At 51.2% G+C, this 16,837-nt stretch carries 12 protein-coding genes; 7 read left to right on the forward strand and 5 right to left on the reverse strand.

What is annotated here, in order from left to right; translation table 11 throughout:
• Nucleotides 1-133: 133 nt before the first annotated feature.
• Together lpdA and DWY55_RS16285 are read left to right on the forward strand one after the other, a co-directional pair.
• Nucleotides 134-1,492, forward strand: a complete 1,359-nt coding sequence (lpdA, locus tag DWY55_RS16280) for a dihydrolipoyl dehydrogenase (protein WP_005833983.1) — start codon at nt 134-136, stop codon at nt 1,490-1,492.
• 34 nt (nt 1,493-1,526) lie between these two features.
• Nucleotides 1,527-1,949 carry a DUF2007 domain-containing protein gene (locus DWY55_RS16285; RefSeq protein ID WP_005825260.1) on the forward strand — a complete coding sequence of 141 codons (423 nt, stop codon included), beginning with the start codon at nt 1,527-1,529 and terminating at the stop codon, nt 1,947-1,949.
• Between the two features lie 8 nt (nt 1,950-1,957).
• Here DWY55_RS16285 and DWY55_RS16290 read toward each other — a convergent pair whose 3' ends face one another.
• Nucleotides 1,958-3,229 (reverse strand): M1 family aminopeptidase, encoded by a 1,272-nt coding sequence (locus tag DWY55_RS16290; RefSeq protein WP_117878850.1) that lies wholly within the window; start codon nt 3,227-3,229, stop codon nt 1,958-1,960.
• 177 nt (nt 3,230-3,406) lie between these two features.
• On the opposite strand from DWY55_RS16290, the gene DWY55_RS16295 reads away from it, so the two are divergent.
• Nucleotides 3,407-4,909 (forward strand): D-alanyl-D-alanine carboxypeptidase/D-alanyl-D-alanine-endopeptidase, encoded by a 1,503-nt coding sequence (locus tag DWY55_RS16295; protein WP_117713778.1) that lies wholly within the window; start codon nt 3,407-3,409, stop codon nt 4,907-4,909.
• Between the two features lie 97 nt (nt 4,910-5,006).
• Here the strand turns inward: DWY55_RS16295 and DWY55_RS16300 are convergent, their stop codons facing one another.
• Nucleotides 5,007-5,918, reverse strand: coding sequence for a helix-turn-helix domain-containing protein (locus tag DWY55_RS16300; protein ID WP_022400615.1), 912 nt, complete (start codon nt 5,916-5,918; stop codon nt 5,007-5,009).
• A gap of 222 nt (nt 5,919-6,140) precedes the next feature.
• Between DWY55_RS16300 and DWY55_RS16310 the strand changes: the two genes are divergently transcribed.
• From DWY55_RS16310 to DWY55_RS16320, 3 genes are read left to right on the forward strand one after another with little or no spacing between them, the layout of a single operon-like run.
• A complete protein-coding gene (locus DWY55_RS16310; protein ID WP_117589775.1) occupies nt 6,141-7,247 on the forward strand; it encodes an efflux RND transporter periplasmic adaptor subunit in 1,107 nt (368 codons plus the stop codon).
• 37 nt (nt 7,248-7,284) lie between these two features.
• Nucleotides 7,285-10,464, forward strand: a complete 3,180-nt coding sequence (locus DWY55_RS16315) for an efflux RND transporter permease subunit (protein WP_005825274.1) — start codon at nt 7,285-7,287, stop codon at nt 10,462-10,464.
• A 29-nt stretch (nt 10,465-10,493) separates the two neighbouring features.
• On the forward strand, nt 10,494-11,900 hold the full coding sequence (locus tag DWY55_RS16320) for a TolC family protein (RefSeq protein WP_117719978.1): 1,407 nt from the start codon (nt 10,494-10,496) through the stop codon (nt 11,898-11,900).
• Nucleotides 11,901-12,332: 432 nt separating this feature from the next.
• On the opposite strand, the gene DWY55_RS16325 is transcribed toward DWY55_RS16320, so the two are convergent.
• Together DWY55_RS16325 and DWY55_RS16330 are read right to left on the reverse strand one after the other, a co-directional pair.
• Entirely contained in the window at nt 12,333-13,829 is a 1,497-nt protein-coding gene (locus DWY55_RS16325) for an acetyl-CoA hydrolase/transferase family protein (protein ID WP_117878851.1), read from the reverse strand.
• A gap of 73 nt (nt 13,830-13,902) precedes the next feature.
• The gene (locus DWY55_RS16330) at nt 13,903-14,283 is read right to left on the reverse strand and encodes a hypothetical protein (protein ID WP_005825277.1); all 381 of its coding nucleotides are present in this window, start codon (nt 14,281-14,283) and stop codon (nt 13,903-13,905) included.
• A gap of 394 nt (nt 14,284-14,677) precedes the next feature.
• Here DWY55_RS16330 and miaB point away from each other — a divergent pair, with 394 nt between their 5' ends.
• Entirely contained in the window at nt 14,678-16,051 is a 1,374-nt protein-coding gene (miaB, locus tag DWY55_RS16335; RefSeq protein WP_008662310.1) for a tRNA (N6-isopentenyl adenosine(37)-C2)-methylthiotransferase MiaB, read from the forward strand.
• A 102-nt stretch (nt 16,052-16,153) separates the two neighbouring features.
• On the opposite strand, the gene DWY55_RS16340 is transcribed toward miaB, so the two are convergent.
• A complete protein-coding gene (locus DWY55_RS16340) occupies nt 16,154-16,657 on the reverse strand; it encodes a DUF3836 domain-containing protein (RefSeq protein ID WP_061412788.1) in 504 nt (167 codons plus the stop codon).
• Nucleotides 16,658-16,837 lie beyond the last annotated feature (180 nt).

The raw sequence follows: 16,837 nt of genomic DNA on the forward strand, positions 1-16,837 counted from the left end.
CGACAAAGATAATTATTTCCTCTTTACGCTGTATTCTCCGAAAGAAAGAAGTACTCTTTTTTGCCGGATAATACGGGTTTTATTAACTTGCGCACAAATTATCGCTAATCATTAACCACTAACCATTAATTCCATGAAATACCAAGTTGCCATTATCGGTGGAGGTCCTGCGGGATATACTGCTGCCGAAGCTGCCGGAAAAGCAGGATTGAGTGTCGTACTATTTGAGAAGCAGAGTCTCGGTGGAGTGTGCCTGAATGAAGGGTGTATCCCTACCAAGACCTTGTTGTATTCGGCCAAGACCTATGACGGAGCCCGCCATGCTGCAAAGTATGCGGTCAGTGTGCCCGAAGTATCGTTCGATTTGCCCAAGATTATTGCTCGCAAGCAGAAGGTAGTGCGCAAGCTGGTATTGGGAGTCAAAGGAAAGCTGACTGCCCATGGTGTGACGATTGTCAGCGGAGGGGCCACAGTGACGGACAAGAATCATGTGGAGTGCGGCGGAGAAACCTACGAATGCGATAACCTGCTGCTCTGCACCGGTTCCGAAACCTTTGTCCCTGCCATTCCCGGCATAGACAAAGTGTCCTATTGGACTCATCGTGATGCACTGGATAACAAGGAACTGCCCGCTTCGCTTGCCATCATCGGCGGCGGTGTCATCGGTATGGAGTTCGCTTCTTTCTTCAACAGCCTGGGAGTGCAGGTAACCGTCGTCGAGATGTTGGACGAGATACTGGGAGGCGGTATGGACCGAGAGCTGGCGGGTATGCTCCGTGCAGAGTACGCTAAGCGGGGAATCAAGTTCATGCTGAGTGCAAAAGTGGTATCTGTTGCACAGGATGCTGCCGAAGCTTCTTCCCTTATCCAGGTGAATTATGAAACTGCCGACGGTCCCGGTTCTGTCGTTGCCGAAAGGCTTCTGATGAGTGTCGGGCGCCGTCCGGTAATGAAAGGCTTCGGATTGGAGAATCTGGGCTTGGAAAGAACGGAACGCGGAAATGTCTTTGTCAACGGACAGATGCAGACCTCCGTTCCCGGAGTATATGCTTGCGGTGACTTGACGGGATATTCCTTGCTGGCGCATACAGCCGTCCGCGAGGCGGAAGTAGCCATACATTCCATCATTGGCAAGAAGGATGCCATGAGCTACCGTGCCATCCCCGGCGTGGTATATACCAATCCCGAAATAGCCGGTGTGGGCGAGACGGAAGAATCCCTTCAGAAGAAAGGCGTAGCCTACCGTGCAGTGAAGCTGCCGATGGCGTACAGCGGTCGTTTCGTCGCCGAGAACGAAGGTGTGAACGGTGTCTGCAAGTTACTGTTGGGTGGCGACGATACCGTATTGGGGGCACATGTTTTGGGTAATCCCGCTTCGGAAATCATCACGCTGGCAGGCATGGCCATCGAGCTGAAACTTACTGCCGATGGATGGAAGAAGATTGTCTTTCCGCACCCCACGGTGGGAGAGATATTCAAGGAGGCATTGTAGAACCCATGACTATTGTTTCATATAAACATAAAAGATGAAAACCGTAAAGCTAATCACCTGCGACGATGCCTTCCAGGCACACGTCATTCAGGGTGCCTTGAAGAATGAGGGCATTGCGTCTGTTTTGCATAATGAAAACATGTCTTCCGTGATGCGCGGATATGTCCGTGATGTCACGGGAGTGGATATATTTGTTTATGAAGATGAATATGACAATGCCCTCCGCCTGCTTGAACGGAACCAGATGATTCCGGAACAGTTGAGGTACTGCCCCCATTGCGGTTCGGATGAGATTAAGTTTGTGCTGAAGAAGAGCCATCGGGTGCGTGCTGTGGTGGCTGCTGTTATTGCGGCATTGTCGGCCGCACCTCCGGGCACTGAGCATTGGGAGTATGTATGCAGGAAGTGCGGCACTCATTTTGAGAAGCCGGTGGCGAAAGGAACAGTTGAAGAATAATTAGGTGTTTATTCTTTTAACCGCTTTTCAATCCAGACCCGGTTTTTACGTCCCAATCGGCTTTCCGCAAAATCCAGGAAAGCCGATGTGTCTGTTATATGGGCTTGGATGACACCTGCCAGAAAGTTGAAGAAAGGTTCTTCACCCACCCGGACAAGCAGGTCGGCGAGTAGTACTGACCCTTTCCTATAGAGGGCAAGATGCGCTTCGCGGTCGTTGCGGTCAATACCCCAGATAGGACGGATATGGCGTGTTTCCTTACGGTAGGCGTCGATGTAAGCGGCATAGGCTTTTTCGCCGCGGGCGTGGCGTATGTATTGCAAAGCACTGAATTCGGCAAAAGATTCGTTCAGCCAGTCGTGCCAAGATTCCACCGGAGCCTTGTTCCACCAGAAGTGGCCGATTTCGTGGGCGGTGTTCTTGAGTACATATTCATTGAATGTTCGGGAACTGAGCATAATGAAATTTTTACGGCTGTACCCTCCTGAGGTGCCGGAAGCTGAAAGCAGGAATTTCATGTAAATATCCTCATCTCCCGCAATTTTATAAAGGCGTCGGAAGAATTTCAAGGCATTGTGGCAACATTGAAGTGCCGAGTCTGCACCGGCATCCGGGAAGTCTGTATAGATAAGTTCAATGGTAGTTCCGTTATCATTGATGCGGCGGCTTTTCAGCATGGGTGAAGCCAGGATAACATTGTCGAAATTCTCCCAAGGTTGCTCCATTTCCCATATCCCTTCTTCTGTATGGGAAATAATACCTGAGCCGCTCACCGTATAACCGTCAGTGATGCCGATTCGTAAGTGCGAATAATCTGCCCGGTTACCGTTGCAGACAGGATACCATCCCGTATAGTAACCAAGTTCAATCCAATGGTCATTGAATGATTTTGCAGGGCCCTGCACTTCCTGCATGTAGAGTGTGTAACGGGTATTTATGCGGCAGCGGTCATCGGCTCCTGCCGGCCGGTAGAGGGTCAAGGTCCGTCCGTCGGGAATGAATTGGGCAGGTGCCGGGGCAAGCGTATCGAAACGGTAGGTTATCTCCCGGCTGCTGTGGCGTAGTGTGTCGATACGGGCATGGCGCCATAGTACCAACGAGATTGAGTCACTGTCCTGGAAATCGACTTCAAACGAACCGCCAACTTCGACTTGTCGGTTCGGTACATCAATCTGTACGGTTAAGTCATAACTGACAATGCGCGGAGATTCTTGTGCCCGAAGCATGGGGGAGAAAAGGAGGCATATTGTAAAGCTGGCAATTGTAAGTTGTAGTTTCATGGTACATCAATTTTAGAGTGATAGTAACTGGGAGATTTTGCCTATGCAATCTATGCAAAAGTAGTATTTTTAAAGGAATATTAAGATGGATGGCTGGATATAATTTATGAAAAGACTACCTCGTTGTTGTTCATTTGTAAGATTGTCGTACTTTTGCCTTTAAAGATAAATATATTTATGAAAAGGATATTGTTGCTGTTAATTTTATCCGTCTGCCTGCTCCCATTGTGGTCCCAAGAGACGGTAACTCCGGTGAAGCCGCTCTCTGCGCGGATTGATGCGTTGATAGAACACAAACTTCCCGCAGGCTCTAATGTGGCCATTTCGGTCTATGACCTGACTGCCGGCAAGCCCTTGTACGGCTATCAGGCGGACAAGCTTTCCCGTCCCGCTTCCACTATGAAGCTGCTGACCACCATTACCGCCCTTTCCCGTCCCGAAGCCGACGAGCCGTTCCGTACGGAAGTGTGGTATCAGGGAACCATTGAGCGCGATACCTTGCAGGGGGATATGTATGTGATAGGCGGTTACGACCCGGAGTTTGATGAAGAGGCATTGGATTCCCTGGTGGCTGCCGTGGCCCGTTTCCCCTTCTCTGTCATCAAAGGCAAGGTGTATGGAGATGTTTCCATGAAAGACTCCTTGTACTGGGGCAGCGGCTGGTTGTGGGATGATACTCCCTATTCCTTCCAGCCCTACCTCTCACCGCTGATGCTGAATAAAGGAGTGGTGAAGGTTACCGCCACACCCGGCGAACGGGGCGACAGCGCACGCCTTGAATGCACTCCCGCCTCTTCCTATTATACACTGACGAACAAGACCCAAAGCCGTACCCCTTCTGCCGGACGTTTCCGTGTGTCGCGCGACTGGCTGGTGAACGGGAACAACATCACCGTGACGGGCAACGTCGATGCCCGCCGTGCAGGTACGGTCAATATATTTTCTTCGCAGGACTTCTTCATGCATACCTTTATGGAACGGTTGCAGGCACGAGGCATCCGGTGCATTCCGGCGGCAGAAGCGGAAAGTCCGGAGAATGAAGTAGCGGAATCCGAAGCTTTTGAAACGGGTAAGCCCTCTTCCACTGCTTCTTCTTACCTCTTCGGTGAGTTCCGGCAAGACAGCCTCTCCGTACGGATGGCTTCCTATGAAACTTCCGTGCAGGATGTGGTGAAACAGATAATGAAGGAGAGCGATAATCTCAATGCCGAAGCCATGCTCTGCCGGTTGGGTGTGCAGAGCAGCAGAAAGAAGCGTGTCTCTGCCGAGGACGGGCTTTCTGCCATCCGCATGCTGATAAAAGAGATGGGATATAACCCCGATAGGTATAATCTGGCAGATGGTTGCGGCCTTTCCAATTACAACTACATTTCACCGGAACTCTTGGTTTCTTTCCTGCGATATGCCTACTCGCGTACGGATGTTTTCCAGAAACTTTATAAGGCTTTGCCCATTGGCGGCGTGGACGGTACACTGGAGTTCCGCATGAAGAAAGGCACCCTTTCCCACAGAAATGTACATGCCAAGACGGGTTCCTTTACCGCCATCAACTGCCTGGCCGGCTACCTTAAAGCCCGCAACGGACACGAGATAGCCTTTGCCATCATGAACCAGAATGCACTGTCGGGCAGGGAAGCACGCGCTTTCCAGGATGCGGTGTGTGATGAAGTGATACGTTGAGGTTTAGCCATCGTAAAGTTGACCTTTAGCGTCGTAAAGTTAAGGTTTAGCTTCCTAATGCAGACCTTTACGGAGTGAGCCCCAAGAGTAGGGGAAATCATTCCTCTTTCGTATTGCGGTAGCGTGCCGGAGACATACCCAGATAAGACTTCACATACTTCCCGAAGAAAGACTGGTTGGGGAAATTAAATTCTTCTGCAATCTCCTTGATGGACTTGTCCGAATGCTTTAGCCGGTACTTGATGTGTTCAATGGCATTCTCGTTTATCAAGTCCAGCGGTGTACGTCCGCATGCCTGCTTGATGACCTTCGAAAAGTGTTTGGGGCTATAGCAGAGTGCATCGGCATAATATCCTACAGAACGGTGTATGCCGTTGTCTTTGGACAACATCTCTATAAACTTACGCAGGATATAGTCGGACTGTTTGATGCTTTCTTTTGTATCGACTGTCATTTCTGAAGGGTTCACTTCTTTGTTGAGGTGTCCCAACATCTCACAGAAAATGGCAGAAAACAAGTATTGCATCACTTCCCTGTGATAGTGATGAGGCTCGTCGTTTATCTTTGCCATAAGCAGTTCTCGGTAGAATTTGAAGATTTCCTTGTCCCCTTCCTCCCCGACAGACTTTATGGGATTGTTGTGGATATGCATAACGGTATTCCATGTATCCTTCTCCATCTTGACCACGCGTTGTAGGAACTGTGTGGAGAATGCGGCAAGCCTTATCTTGTGCTTCGGGCTTACCATCGCGTGGCTGATAATGGTATTGGGAAGGCCGAGCAGTAAGTCGCCTGCTTCCAGTTGGTAGGTTTTGTAGTTGACGTCCAACTGGATGCAGCCTTCTAGACAGATAGCGATAAGGAAGCATCCCAATCTTATTGTATCTTCATTGTAGGGGCTTCCCTCCAGACTGTTGATTATGACAAAGTCATTGTCTACATAGTCAAGGACATGTTCGCTGTTTTTAAAGTCCGCGATTTCTACGATTTTTATGTTCCCTTTCTCCATATTCTTCCTTTTTCGTTTTGCAAAGTTGGTGAATAATGGGAAATATGGGATGTTCCATTATGCGGCTTTCTTGTTCTATATGTCATTTATAGACAATTCATTAGCCTTAAAAAAGATGAATGTCGAAAAAGGAACATCTTTGGAGTGTAATTGGTCATTATGGCGTTGTTCCTTTCTCCTACTTTTGCCACCAGTTTTAACAAAAAGACAATGAGAAAAAGTATGATTACATTGAACAGGAAATGGATACGGCTGATAGGGATTGTCGGTTGTACAATGTGTTTGGCATCTTGCAAGCAGGCATCGGATGCTTCCGGAATGAAACCTTCTTATGCTACCATGAAAGTGGAGGCGACGGACAAAGAGCTTTCCACTTCGTACTCAGCAACGATACGCGGACGGCAGGACATAGATATTTATCCGCAAGTGTCGGGTACCATCGAGAAGTTGTGTGTGACCGAGGGGCAGAAGGTGCGCCGGGGACAACTGCTTTTCATCATCGACCAGGTTCCCTACAAGGCTGCACTCAAAACGGCCGTTGCCAATGTGGAAGCGGCACGTGCCGCACTGGCTACTGCCGAACTGACTTATAACAGCAACAAGGAACTGTATGCGCAGAAAGTGGTTTCGGAATTCAGCCTGAAGACTGCCGAAAACAGCTACCTTACTGCCAAGGCACAACTCTCGCAGGCCGAGGCCCAGGAGATAAGCGCACGCAACAACCTCTCCTATACGGAAGTGAAGAGTCCCAGCGACGGGGTGGTGGGGGCATTGCCCTACCGTGCAGGGGCATTGGTCAGCCCCAGCTTGCCGCAACCGCTGACAACGGTCAGTGACAACAGCGACATGTACGTTTACTTTTCCATGACCGAGAACCAGTTGCTCGCCCTGACACGCCAGTACGGCAGCATGGACGAGGCGCTGAAGAACATGCCGGCGGCAGAGCTGCGTCTGAACGACAATTCCGTCTACGACAAGAAAGGTACCATCGAGTCCATCAGTGGTGTCATCGACCGCCAGACGGGTACGGTAGTGGCACGCGTGGTCTTCCCCAACGAATCGCGCCTGCTCCATAGCGGGGCATCGGGCACGGTGGTGGTGCCTGCCACGTATAAGAACTGCATTGTGATTCCGCAAGAAGCCACCGTACAGTTGCAGGACAAGACGTTGGTATACAAGGTAGTGGATGGCAAGGCCGTCTCTGCCCTGATTACCGTGGCAGGAATAAATGACGGACGCGAATACGTGGTGCTGGACGGACTGAAAGTGGGTGACGAGATTGTTTCCACAGGTGCCGGACTGCTGCGCGAAGGAACGCAAGTGAAATGATGATTGCTATTTTATCAACTATCAATGACCCATTAAGATGAAAGGAAACATATTTATAAAACGGCCGGTGATGGCTATCTCCATCTCCGTACTGATTCTGGTGATAGGGCTCATTTCGCTCTTTACGCTGCCGGTGGAACAATATCCTGACATTGCGCCTCCTACGGTATATGTCAGTGCCAACTACACCGGCGCCGATGCCGAAGCCGTGCTGAACAGTGTCATCATGCCGTTGGAGGAGAGCATCAACGGTGTGGAGAACATGATGTACATCAGTTCTACCGCCACCAATGCCGGTTCTGCCACCATACAAGTCTATTTCAAGCAGGGCACGGACCCCGACATGGCTGCGGTGAACGTACAGAACCGCGTATCCAAGGCGCAGGGACTGCTGCCCGCCGAAGTGACGAAAATCGGTGTGACTACCCAGAAGCGGCAGACCAGCTTCCTGCAAATCGGCGCTTTGGTGAGCACCGACGGGCGCTACGACCAGACGTTCCTTGCCAATTACCTCGACATCAACGTGATTCCGCAAATCAAGCGTATCGAAGGTGTGGGTGACGTAATGGAGCTGGGTGATACCTACAGTATGCGCATCTGGCTGAAACCGGAACGGATGGCGCAGTATGGACTGGTCCCTTCGGATGTGACCGCCGTATTGGGCGAGCAGAACATCGAAGCGCCTACCGGTTCGCTGGGTGAGAATTCAAAGAACGTGTTCCAGTTTACGATGAAGTATCGCGGACGTCTGAAGAGTGTGGAGGAATTCCAGAACACAGTGGTACGCTCGCAGAGTGACGGTTCCGTGCTCCGTCTGAAGGACGTGGCGGATGTGGAGCTGGGTACGCTGACCTATAGTTTCCGCAGTGAGATGGACAGCAAGCCGGCGGTACTTTTCATGATGTTCCAGACGGCAGGCTCCAACGCAACCGCTGTCAACAAGCAGATTACCGCACAGATAGACGAGATGAGGAAGAGCCTGCCCGAAGGGACGGAATTTGTGACGATGATGAGTTCCAACGACTTCCTCTTCGCTTCCATACACAATGTGGTGGAGACACTGGTCATTGCCATTATACTGGTAATTCTGGTGGTGTATTTCTTCCTGCAGGACTTCAAGAGTACGCTTATACCCTCCATTTCCATTATCGTGTCGCTGGTCGGCACGTTTGCCTGCCTGGTGGCTGCGGGGTTCAGTCTCAATATCCTGACGCTGTTTGCGTTGGTGCTTGCCATCGGTACGGTGGTGGACGATGCCATCGTGGTGGTGGAGGCGGTGCAGTCCAAGTTCGATGCCGGATACAAGTCCCCTTACCTTGCCACGAAGGATGCGATGGGCGATGTGACGATGGCCATCATCTCTTGTACCTGCGTGTTCATGGCGGTATTTATCCCCGTGACGTTTATGGGCGGTACTTCGGGCGTGTTCTATACGCAGTTCGGTGTCACGATGGCAACGGCGGTGGGCATCTCCATGATTTCGGCATTGACGCTTTGCCCCGCCTTGTGCGCCATCATGATGCGTCCGTCGGACGGTACGAAGAGTGCGAAGAGCATCAACGGACGGGTGCGTGCGGCATACAATGCCTCGTTCAACGCCGTGCTGGGCAAATATAAGAAAGGTGTGATGTTCTTCATCCATCACCGCTGGATGGTGTGGACTTCATTGGCGGCTACCGTCGTATTGCTGGTTTACCTGATGAGTACCACCAAGACGGGGCTTGTGCCGCAGGAGGACCAGGGTGTCATCATGGTGAACGTCAGCACGTCTCCGGGAAGCACGCTGGAAGAAACCACGAAGGTGATGAACAAGCTGGAGGACATCCTGAAAAACACTCCCGAGATAGAACACTATTCCAAGGTGGCAGGATACGGACTGATGTCCGGTCAGGGCACTTCCTACGGTACCATCATCATCCGTCTGAAGGACTGGGGCGAGCGGAAGGGGAGCGAACACACGTCCGACGCTGTGGTGGCCCGTCTCAATGCACAGTTCTACGGCGTGAAAGAGGCGCAGATATTCAGCTTCCAGCCGGGTATGATTCCGGGCTATGGTATGGGTAACTCCCTGGAGCTGAACCTGCAGGACAGAACGGGTGGTGACATGGCTACGTTCTACGAGGCAGTGATACAGTTTCTGGGTGCGTTGAACCAGCGTCCCGAAGTGGCTATGGCGTATACCTCTTATGCCATGAATTTCCCGCAGGTATCGGTAGATGTGGATGCTGCCAAGTGCAAGCGTGCGGGTATCTCGCCGGGTGCGGTGCTCGACGCATTGGGCAGCTATTGCGGCGGTGCCTATATTTCCAACTACAATCAGTTTGGCAAGGTGTACCGCGTCATGATGCAGGCATCGCCCGAATATCGTCTGGACGAACAGGCACTGGGTAATATGTTTGTGCGCAACGGTACGGAGATGGCTCCGGTCAGCCAGTTCGTGACGTTGAACAAGGTGCTCGGTCCGGAGACGGCAAACCGTTTCAATCTGTACAGCGCTATCGCCGCCAACGTGAATCCGGCGGAAGGATATTCGTCCGGTGAAGTGCAGAAAGTGATTGCGGAAGTGGCAGAACAGACATTGCCGCTGGGCTACGGTTACGAGTACGGAGGTATGGCACGTGAGGAAGCCAATACTGGTGGTGCGCAGACTGTCTTTATTTATGCCATCTGTATCTTCCTTATCTATCTCATCCTGGCATGTCTTTATGAGAGTTTCCTGATACCGTTTGCGGTCATCTTCTCCGTACCGTTCGGGCTGATGGGTTCATTCCTCTTTGCCAAGGTTCTGGGATTGGAGAACAACATCTATTTGCAGACGGGTGTGATTATGCTGATTGGCTTGCTCGCCAAGACGGCCATCCTGATTACGGAGTATGCCATCGAGCGGCGCCGCAAGGGAATGGGCATTGTGGAATCAGCTTATTCGGCCGCCCAGGTCCGTTTGCGTCCTATCCTGATGACGGTGCTGACGATGATATTCGGTATGCTTCCGCTGATGTTCTCGAGTGGTGCGGGCGCCAACGGTAACTCTTCGCTGGGTACGGGCGTAGTAGGCGGCATGCTCATCGGAACGCTAGCGCTGCTTTTCGTCGTTCCGGTGTTCTACATCATCTTCGAGTACTTACAGGAGAAGGTTCGTCCGCCAATGGAGGAAGAAGCCGATATGCAGGTATTGCTTGAAAAGCAGAAGAGTGAGGCAGAACGGGCGAAAGATTGAGGAAAATAAAATAAAAACAGATTGGAACAATGAAGAAACATATCATCCTATTGTCCGCCGCCGGTTTGCTGTTCAGCAGTTGCGGCGTGTACACCAAATACAAACCCGCTACCGAGGTCCCCGACGGCCTCTATGGGGAAGAAATGGCAGCTTTTACGGAGAGCCTCGCCGGTTCTCCGGCTGCCACCGAAGACAGCCTGGACCTTGGCCTGGGCGGCATGGACTGGCACGAGCTTTTCACCGACCCGCATCTGCAGGCACTCATCGGACAAGGGTTGCAGAACAATACCGACTACCAGTCGGCACAGCTCCGCGTGGAAGAGGCCGAAGCCACCCTGCTGTCCGCAAAGCTTGCCTTCCTGCCCTCCTTTGCCCTTGCGCCGCAGGGCACGGTGAGCAGCTTTGACAGCCGCAAGGCCACACAGACCTATTCGCTGCCCGTCACTGCCAGTTGGGAGCTGGATATTTTCGGCCGCATGCGCAATGCCAAGAAACAGTCGAAGGCGCTCTATGCGCAGAGTCAGGACTATCGCCAGGCCGTGCGTACCCAGCTCATTGCCGGGATAGCCAATACTTACTATACCCTGCTGATGCTGGACCAGCAGCTTGCCATCTCCAGGCAGACCGAAGAGACGTGGCGGGAAACCGTTGCTTCCACCCGTGCCCTGATGAATGCGGGCATGGCGAACGAATCCGCCGTGTCGCAGATGGAGGCCACGTACTATCAGGTGCAGACTTCCGTGCTCGATTTGGAAGAACAGATAAACCAGGTGGAGAACAGCCTTGCGCTGTTGCTGGCAGAGACGCCCCGTCATTACGAGCGCGGTGTGCTGGCAGAGCAGCAGTTCCCCGTGGGCTTTTCTATAGGGATTCCTGTTCAGATGCTTTCCTGCCGTCCTGATGTCCGTTCGGCTGAGCGGACACTGGAAGCGGCGTTCTACGGCACCAATGCGGCGCGCTCTGCCTTCTATCCCTCCATCACGCTGGGCGGGAGTGCGGGCTGGACCAATTCTGCCGGTTCAATGATTGTGAATCCCGGCAAGTTCCTGGCTTCGGCAGTGGGTTCGCTGACGCAGCCGCTCTTTGCCCGCGGGCAGGTCATTGCACAGTACCGCATAGCCCGTGCCCAGCAGGAGGAGGCTTCCCTTGCCTTCCAGCAGACATTGCTGAATGCAGGCAGCGAGGTGAACGATGCCTTGACTGCCTGGCAGACAAGCCTATCCAAAAGCGAACTGCTGGACAAGCAGGTAGCTTCCTTGCAGACAGCTGCCCGCAGCACTTCCCTGCTGATGGAGCATGGCAACACCACCTATCTGGAGGTGCTTACCGCCCGGCAGACATTGCTCAACGCACAACTGGCACAGACGGCAAATCGATTTTCTGAAATACAAAGCCTGATTAACCTCTACAAGGCGTTAGGGGGAGGTCAGGAATAGAGTGTCATCATACTACTCTCTCTGCATCTTCATTTTAAATGTGAAGGAAGGGCTGTCTGGGAAGTGATTCCGGGGCAGCCCGCTTTCAATGAATAGGAGGGATTAAATGGAGGCAAGTATTTCTCTAGACAAATTATTGCAGTTTTTCACTCAATGCGAACGATAAGTGTTGGCTCGGTGAGAGATCGATTGAAGAAACTGAAAAGGAAACTGAAGCAAAAGATAGTGAGTTTACCGGTAAGAAGGAGGTTTTGCCAGGAATTGATGCAGGGATGTAGTAGGTACTGAAATAGCTTGTTGTTGGAACTATAGATGCAGCGTGTTCCATCTATATATGCAACGCGTTGCATATATAGATCCAGCAAACCGGAAATATACATGCAACGCGGTATATCTTTCGGGCGGTTTTTCTCCGCCTTTTTAGGGAGCAGTTTATTTATACTGTGCCCAGTCTACATTCTTCATGTCTCCACTTTTGGCCAGCTCAGCGTGCATAGCCAGTGCGGCGCGCAGGGCATGGGGAGTCTGTGACTTGCCGTCGGTCAGTTTCAGGTAATCCCACAGAATGTTCTTGTAGTCCGGATGAACACAGTTTTCGATGATGGCTTGTGCACGTTCTTTCGGACTCTTGCCGCGGAGGTCGGCCACACCTTGTTCGGTGATGATGATATTGACATCGTGTTCCGTGTGGTCCATGTGCGAAACCATCGGCACGATAGCCGAGATTTTACCTTCCTTGGCAACGGACGGACAGGTGAAGATGGAGATATAGGCATTGCGGGTGAAGTCACCGCTTCCACCGATACCGTTCATCATCTTCGTACCGCCGATGTGCGTGGAGTTCACGTTGCCGTAGATGTCGGCTTCGATGGCGGTGTTGATGGAGATAACACCGAGTCGGCGCACCACTTCCGGGCTGTTGGAGATTTCCGACGGACGGAGCACCAGCTTGTCGCGGAAGAAGTCCATATCCTGGTAGATGCCTTCCAGGCAGTCGTTCGTTACGGTCAGTGAGCAGGCGCTGCCGAATTTCACGCGGCCTTCGCGGATAAGTCCGATAACAGAGTTCTGGATGACTTCTGTGTACATTTCAAAAGCGGGGATGGTCTTGTCACGTCCCAAAGCACCCAATACGGCATTGGCAATGTTGCCCACACCGGATTGCAGCGGCAGGAAGGTAGGCGGAATGATTCCGCGTTTCATGTCGGCGGCAAGGAAGTCGGCCACGTTCTGTCCGATTTTGTCGGTCAGCGGGTCGGCGGCGGCAAACGAACGTGCCTCGTCCGGCCAGTTAGTCTCCACTACGCCGACAATCTTTTTCGGGTCTACCTGGATGTAGGGCAGGCCGATACGGTCACTCGGTTTGTAGATGGGGATTTCGCGGCGGCAAGGAGGGTCGAGGGGTTCGTAGACGTCGTGCAGACCCATGGCACTCTTGCTGTGGGCGGCATTCAGTTCCACGATAATCTGGTCGGCCAGGCGGCAGACAGTCGGAGCGATACCGCCGGCAGCCGTCAGGTAGATTTTACCGTCGGGAGTAACCTCGCATGCCTCGATGATGGCAACATTCACTTTTCCCATGAAACCGTAACGGACTTCCTGAGCCATCTGTGAAAGGTGGATGTCGTTGTAGGCTATTTCACCGTTGTTCACGGCTTTGCGGAAATCGGCGTTGGTGGTGTAAGGAGCACGGTAGCGGATGGCCTTGACGCGCGAGAGCACACCGTCGCAAGAGTCTCCGGTAGAAGCACCGGTGAAGATACCTATCTGAAACGGGTTTCCTTTTGCATGTTCTGCTTCCGCGATTTTTGCTAATTCAGCCGTAACGGCTTTGGCTGTTCCTGCGGGAGTAAATCCGCTCAAGCCGATGTTGTAGCCATGTTTAATCAGGCTCGCAGCTTCTGCTGCCGAAATGTAATTGAGTGCCATAATATAAATAGTTATTTTTTCGTGTAAAGATTCTGAAGGGGCTCGTAATTGGTTCTGCAATTATCGACTGTCTTTAATATTTCCGTTGAAGTATTTCTGACCAGATGATGGCTTTCCTCGCTTCTTCTGCCGAGTGGATGCCGTATTCGGACGTTACTTCATCGGATTCCTGCGGACGGGATGCCGGGGAGGGAGGGGAAGCCTTTATGGAAGTGTGCTTGGATTTGGCAGACGGTTTGGATACCGGCTTGGGCTTTTCTGCCGGCTTGGGGCCTTCGGGAATAAAGCCTCCGTAAGTATCTCCGCCCCAGTATTCGGGCAGTGGGTTGTCAACGTCGGGCATAGGTATGTCGGGACTCTTGTCAGCATTTTTATTTGCTTCTTTCTTAAACTGCTTGACGAGTCCGATTACTATGACAGCCGCAACTAACAGAAACTTGAAGACATCTTCCATATTCTTTTTGATTTTCCACCCAAAGATAGTGCAATTATCTCTTATCTTTGCTTTTGGGCAAAGTTAATTATTTAATCTGATTACAGCCAAGGAATTGGTAATAAAAAAGGGCAGCTTCACAGCTCCCCTTAATTTTTTTAACCTAAACCTTAACTATGAAAAAATCTAATGTTTCTTTCATTCCACAAATTTGTGAATTAATTTGCTCTATGCCAAATTAACACTCGGAAAATGTTTGCTCTCTTAACATAAATTAGCTGATAAGGCGCAGATTGACAACTTGTAATGGCATTTTTCTTTCATTTCATCCGTTTATTGGGAGGGAAGAAGTATCTTTGCGCTCCGGATGACAGATACCAACTTATGATATAAACTGATTTTAAACGAACTGATTATGGAAAAAGTAACGGGAGCAGACTTTAAATCTGCAACTGCTGATGACAACAAGAAGTTGTTTATCGAGACTTACGGCTGCCAGATGAATGTGGCCGACAGTGAAGTGATTGCATCCGTCATGCAGATGGCGGGATATTCGGTGGCCGACACCCTGGAGGAAGCCGATGCAGTGTTTATGAACACCTGCTCCATCCGCGACAATGCGGAGCAGAAGATTCTGAACCGTCTGGAGTTCTTCCACTCGCTCAAGAAGAAGAAACGCGGCCTGATAGTGGGTGTGCTGGGCTGTATGGCAGAGCGTGTGAAGGACGACTTAATCACCAACCATCATGTGGACCTGGTGGTGGGGCCGGATGCCTACCTTACTCTGCCCGAACTGATTGCCTCGGTAGAGGCCGGTGAGAAAGCAATGAACGTGGAGCTCTCCACCACAGAGACCTATCGGGATGTCATCCCCTCGCGCATTTGCGGAAACCACATCTCCGGCTTCGTCTCCATCATGCGTGGGTGCAATAATTTCTGTACTTACTGCATCGTTCCCTACACCCGTGGCCGTGAGCGTAGCCGTGATGTGGAAAGCATCCTCAATGAAGTGGCCGACCTCGTGGCAAAGGGTTATAAGGAAGTCACCCTGCTGGGACAGAACGTCAATTCTTATCGCTTCGAGAAGCCGGACGGAGAGACGATTACTTTTCCAATGCTGCTGCGCACCGTGGCAGAGGCAGCGCCGGGCGTACGTATCCGTTTCACTACCTCGCACCCTAAAGACATGAGCGACGAAACTCTCCAGGTCATTGCCGACATGCCCAACGTATGTAAGCACATCCACCTGCCGGTACAGAGTGGGAGCAGCCGCATCCTGAAGCTGATGAACCGCAAGTACGACCGCGAGTGGTATATGGACCGCGTGGCAGCCATCCGCCGCATCATCCCCGATTGTGGCTTATCTACGGATATATTCTCCGGTTTCCATAGTGAGACGGAGGAGGACCACCAGCTTTCCCTCTCGCTGATGGAGGAGTGCGGATACGATTCCGCCTTTATGTTCAAGTACAGCGAACGCCCCGGTACGCATGCTTCCAAGTACCTGCCGGACGATGTGCCCGAGGAGGTGAAGATTCGCCGTCTGAATGAAATCATCGCCTTACAAAACCGTCTCTCTGCCGAGGCGAATGCCCGTTGCGTGGGCAAGACGTACGAGGTGCTGGTGGAAGGTGTTTCCAAACGTAGTCGTGACCAGTTGTTCGGCCGTACGGAACAAAACCGTGTGGTGGTGTTTGACCGTGGCACGCACCGTGTGGGCGATTTTGTGATGGTGAAGGTTACCGAATCCAGTTCGGCTACGCTGAAAGGAGAAGAGGTAGCCGGCTGACGGGATAGAAAAGTCTCGATGACATCAGTATGATGACACCGGTATATAGAATAAAAGCACGAGCCGTGAGGCTCGTGCTTTTCATATTATAAACTTTAAATTTTATTCTGCCATGGCCAGAATATTCGCTACGTAGTCGGTCTTGTTGTAGCTTACCAGGGTCAATTCGGACTTTGGCGCGTCCTGATTGTAGAGTTTGTAAGCTACCGGCATGTTTTCATCGTTCAATTCATACACACTTTTCTTCATGTCTTTGTCATAAGCCTTGTGAGACTCGTTCCAACGTGCGTAGGACATGGTGATTTCATCATTGCCATATTGGTATGTCATCTTAAAGTAAGGTGTCCATTCGTCTTTTGCACCGTCCCACTTGGAGGCTTCCTTGCAGGTCAGGCGTTTCTGGTCGTCATAAGAGTATTCATAACGGATGTGCCGGTAAAGTTGTGCACCGTCTTGCTTAAAGATGGTCTTGGCAACTACTAATTCGTTTTTCACTTCTTCATTGGTGATGAAGTTGTTTTCCTGAGCTTTCACTTCTGTATTCATAACGCTTACGATAGTCATTGCTACGAATGCGACTGCCTTGAATAAATTTGTAGTTTTCATAATCTTTATTTTTAATTGTTGTTACTTACTCTGTTTCTTTTAGACGTTGTTCCCGATTAAAAAGTTGCATTCCAACTAATCTTTTTCTCAAACGCCTTCGCCTAATTATAGTCAATTCCCATGCCAAAGATTTAAGTTGTTGATAATCAATGAATAGATGCTTTCGAAAACTGTTCATTA

This window comes from Bacteroides sp. AF25-38AC (genome assembly GCF_003602995.1).
In the GTDB taxonomy this organism is placed as follows: domain Bacteria; phylum Bacteroidota; class Bacteroidia; order Bacteroidales; family Bacteroidaceae; genus Bacteroides; species Bacteroides uniformis.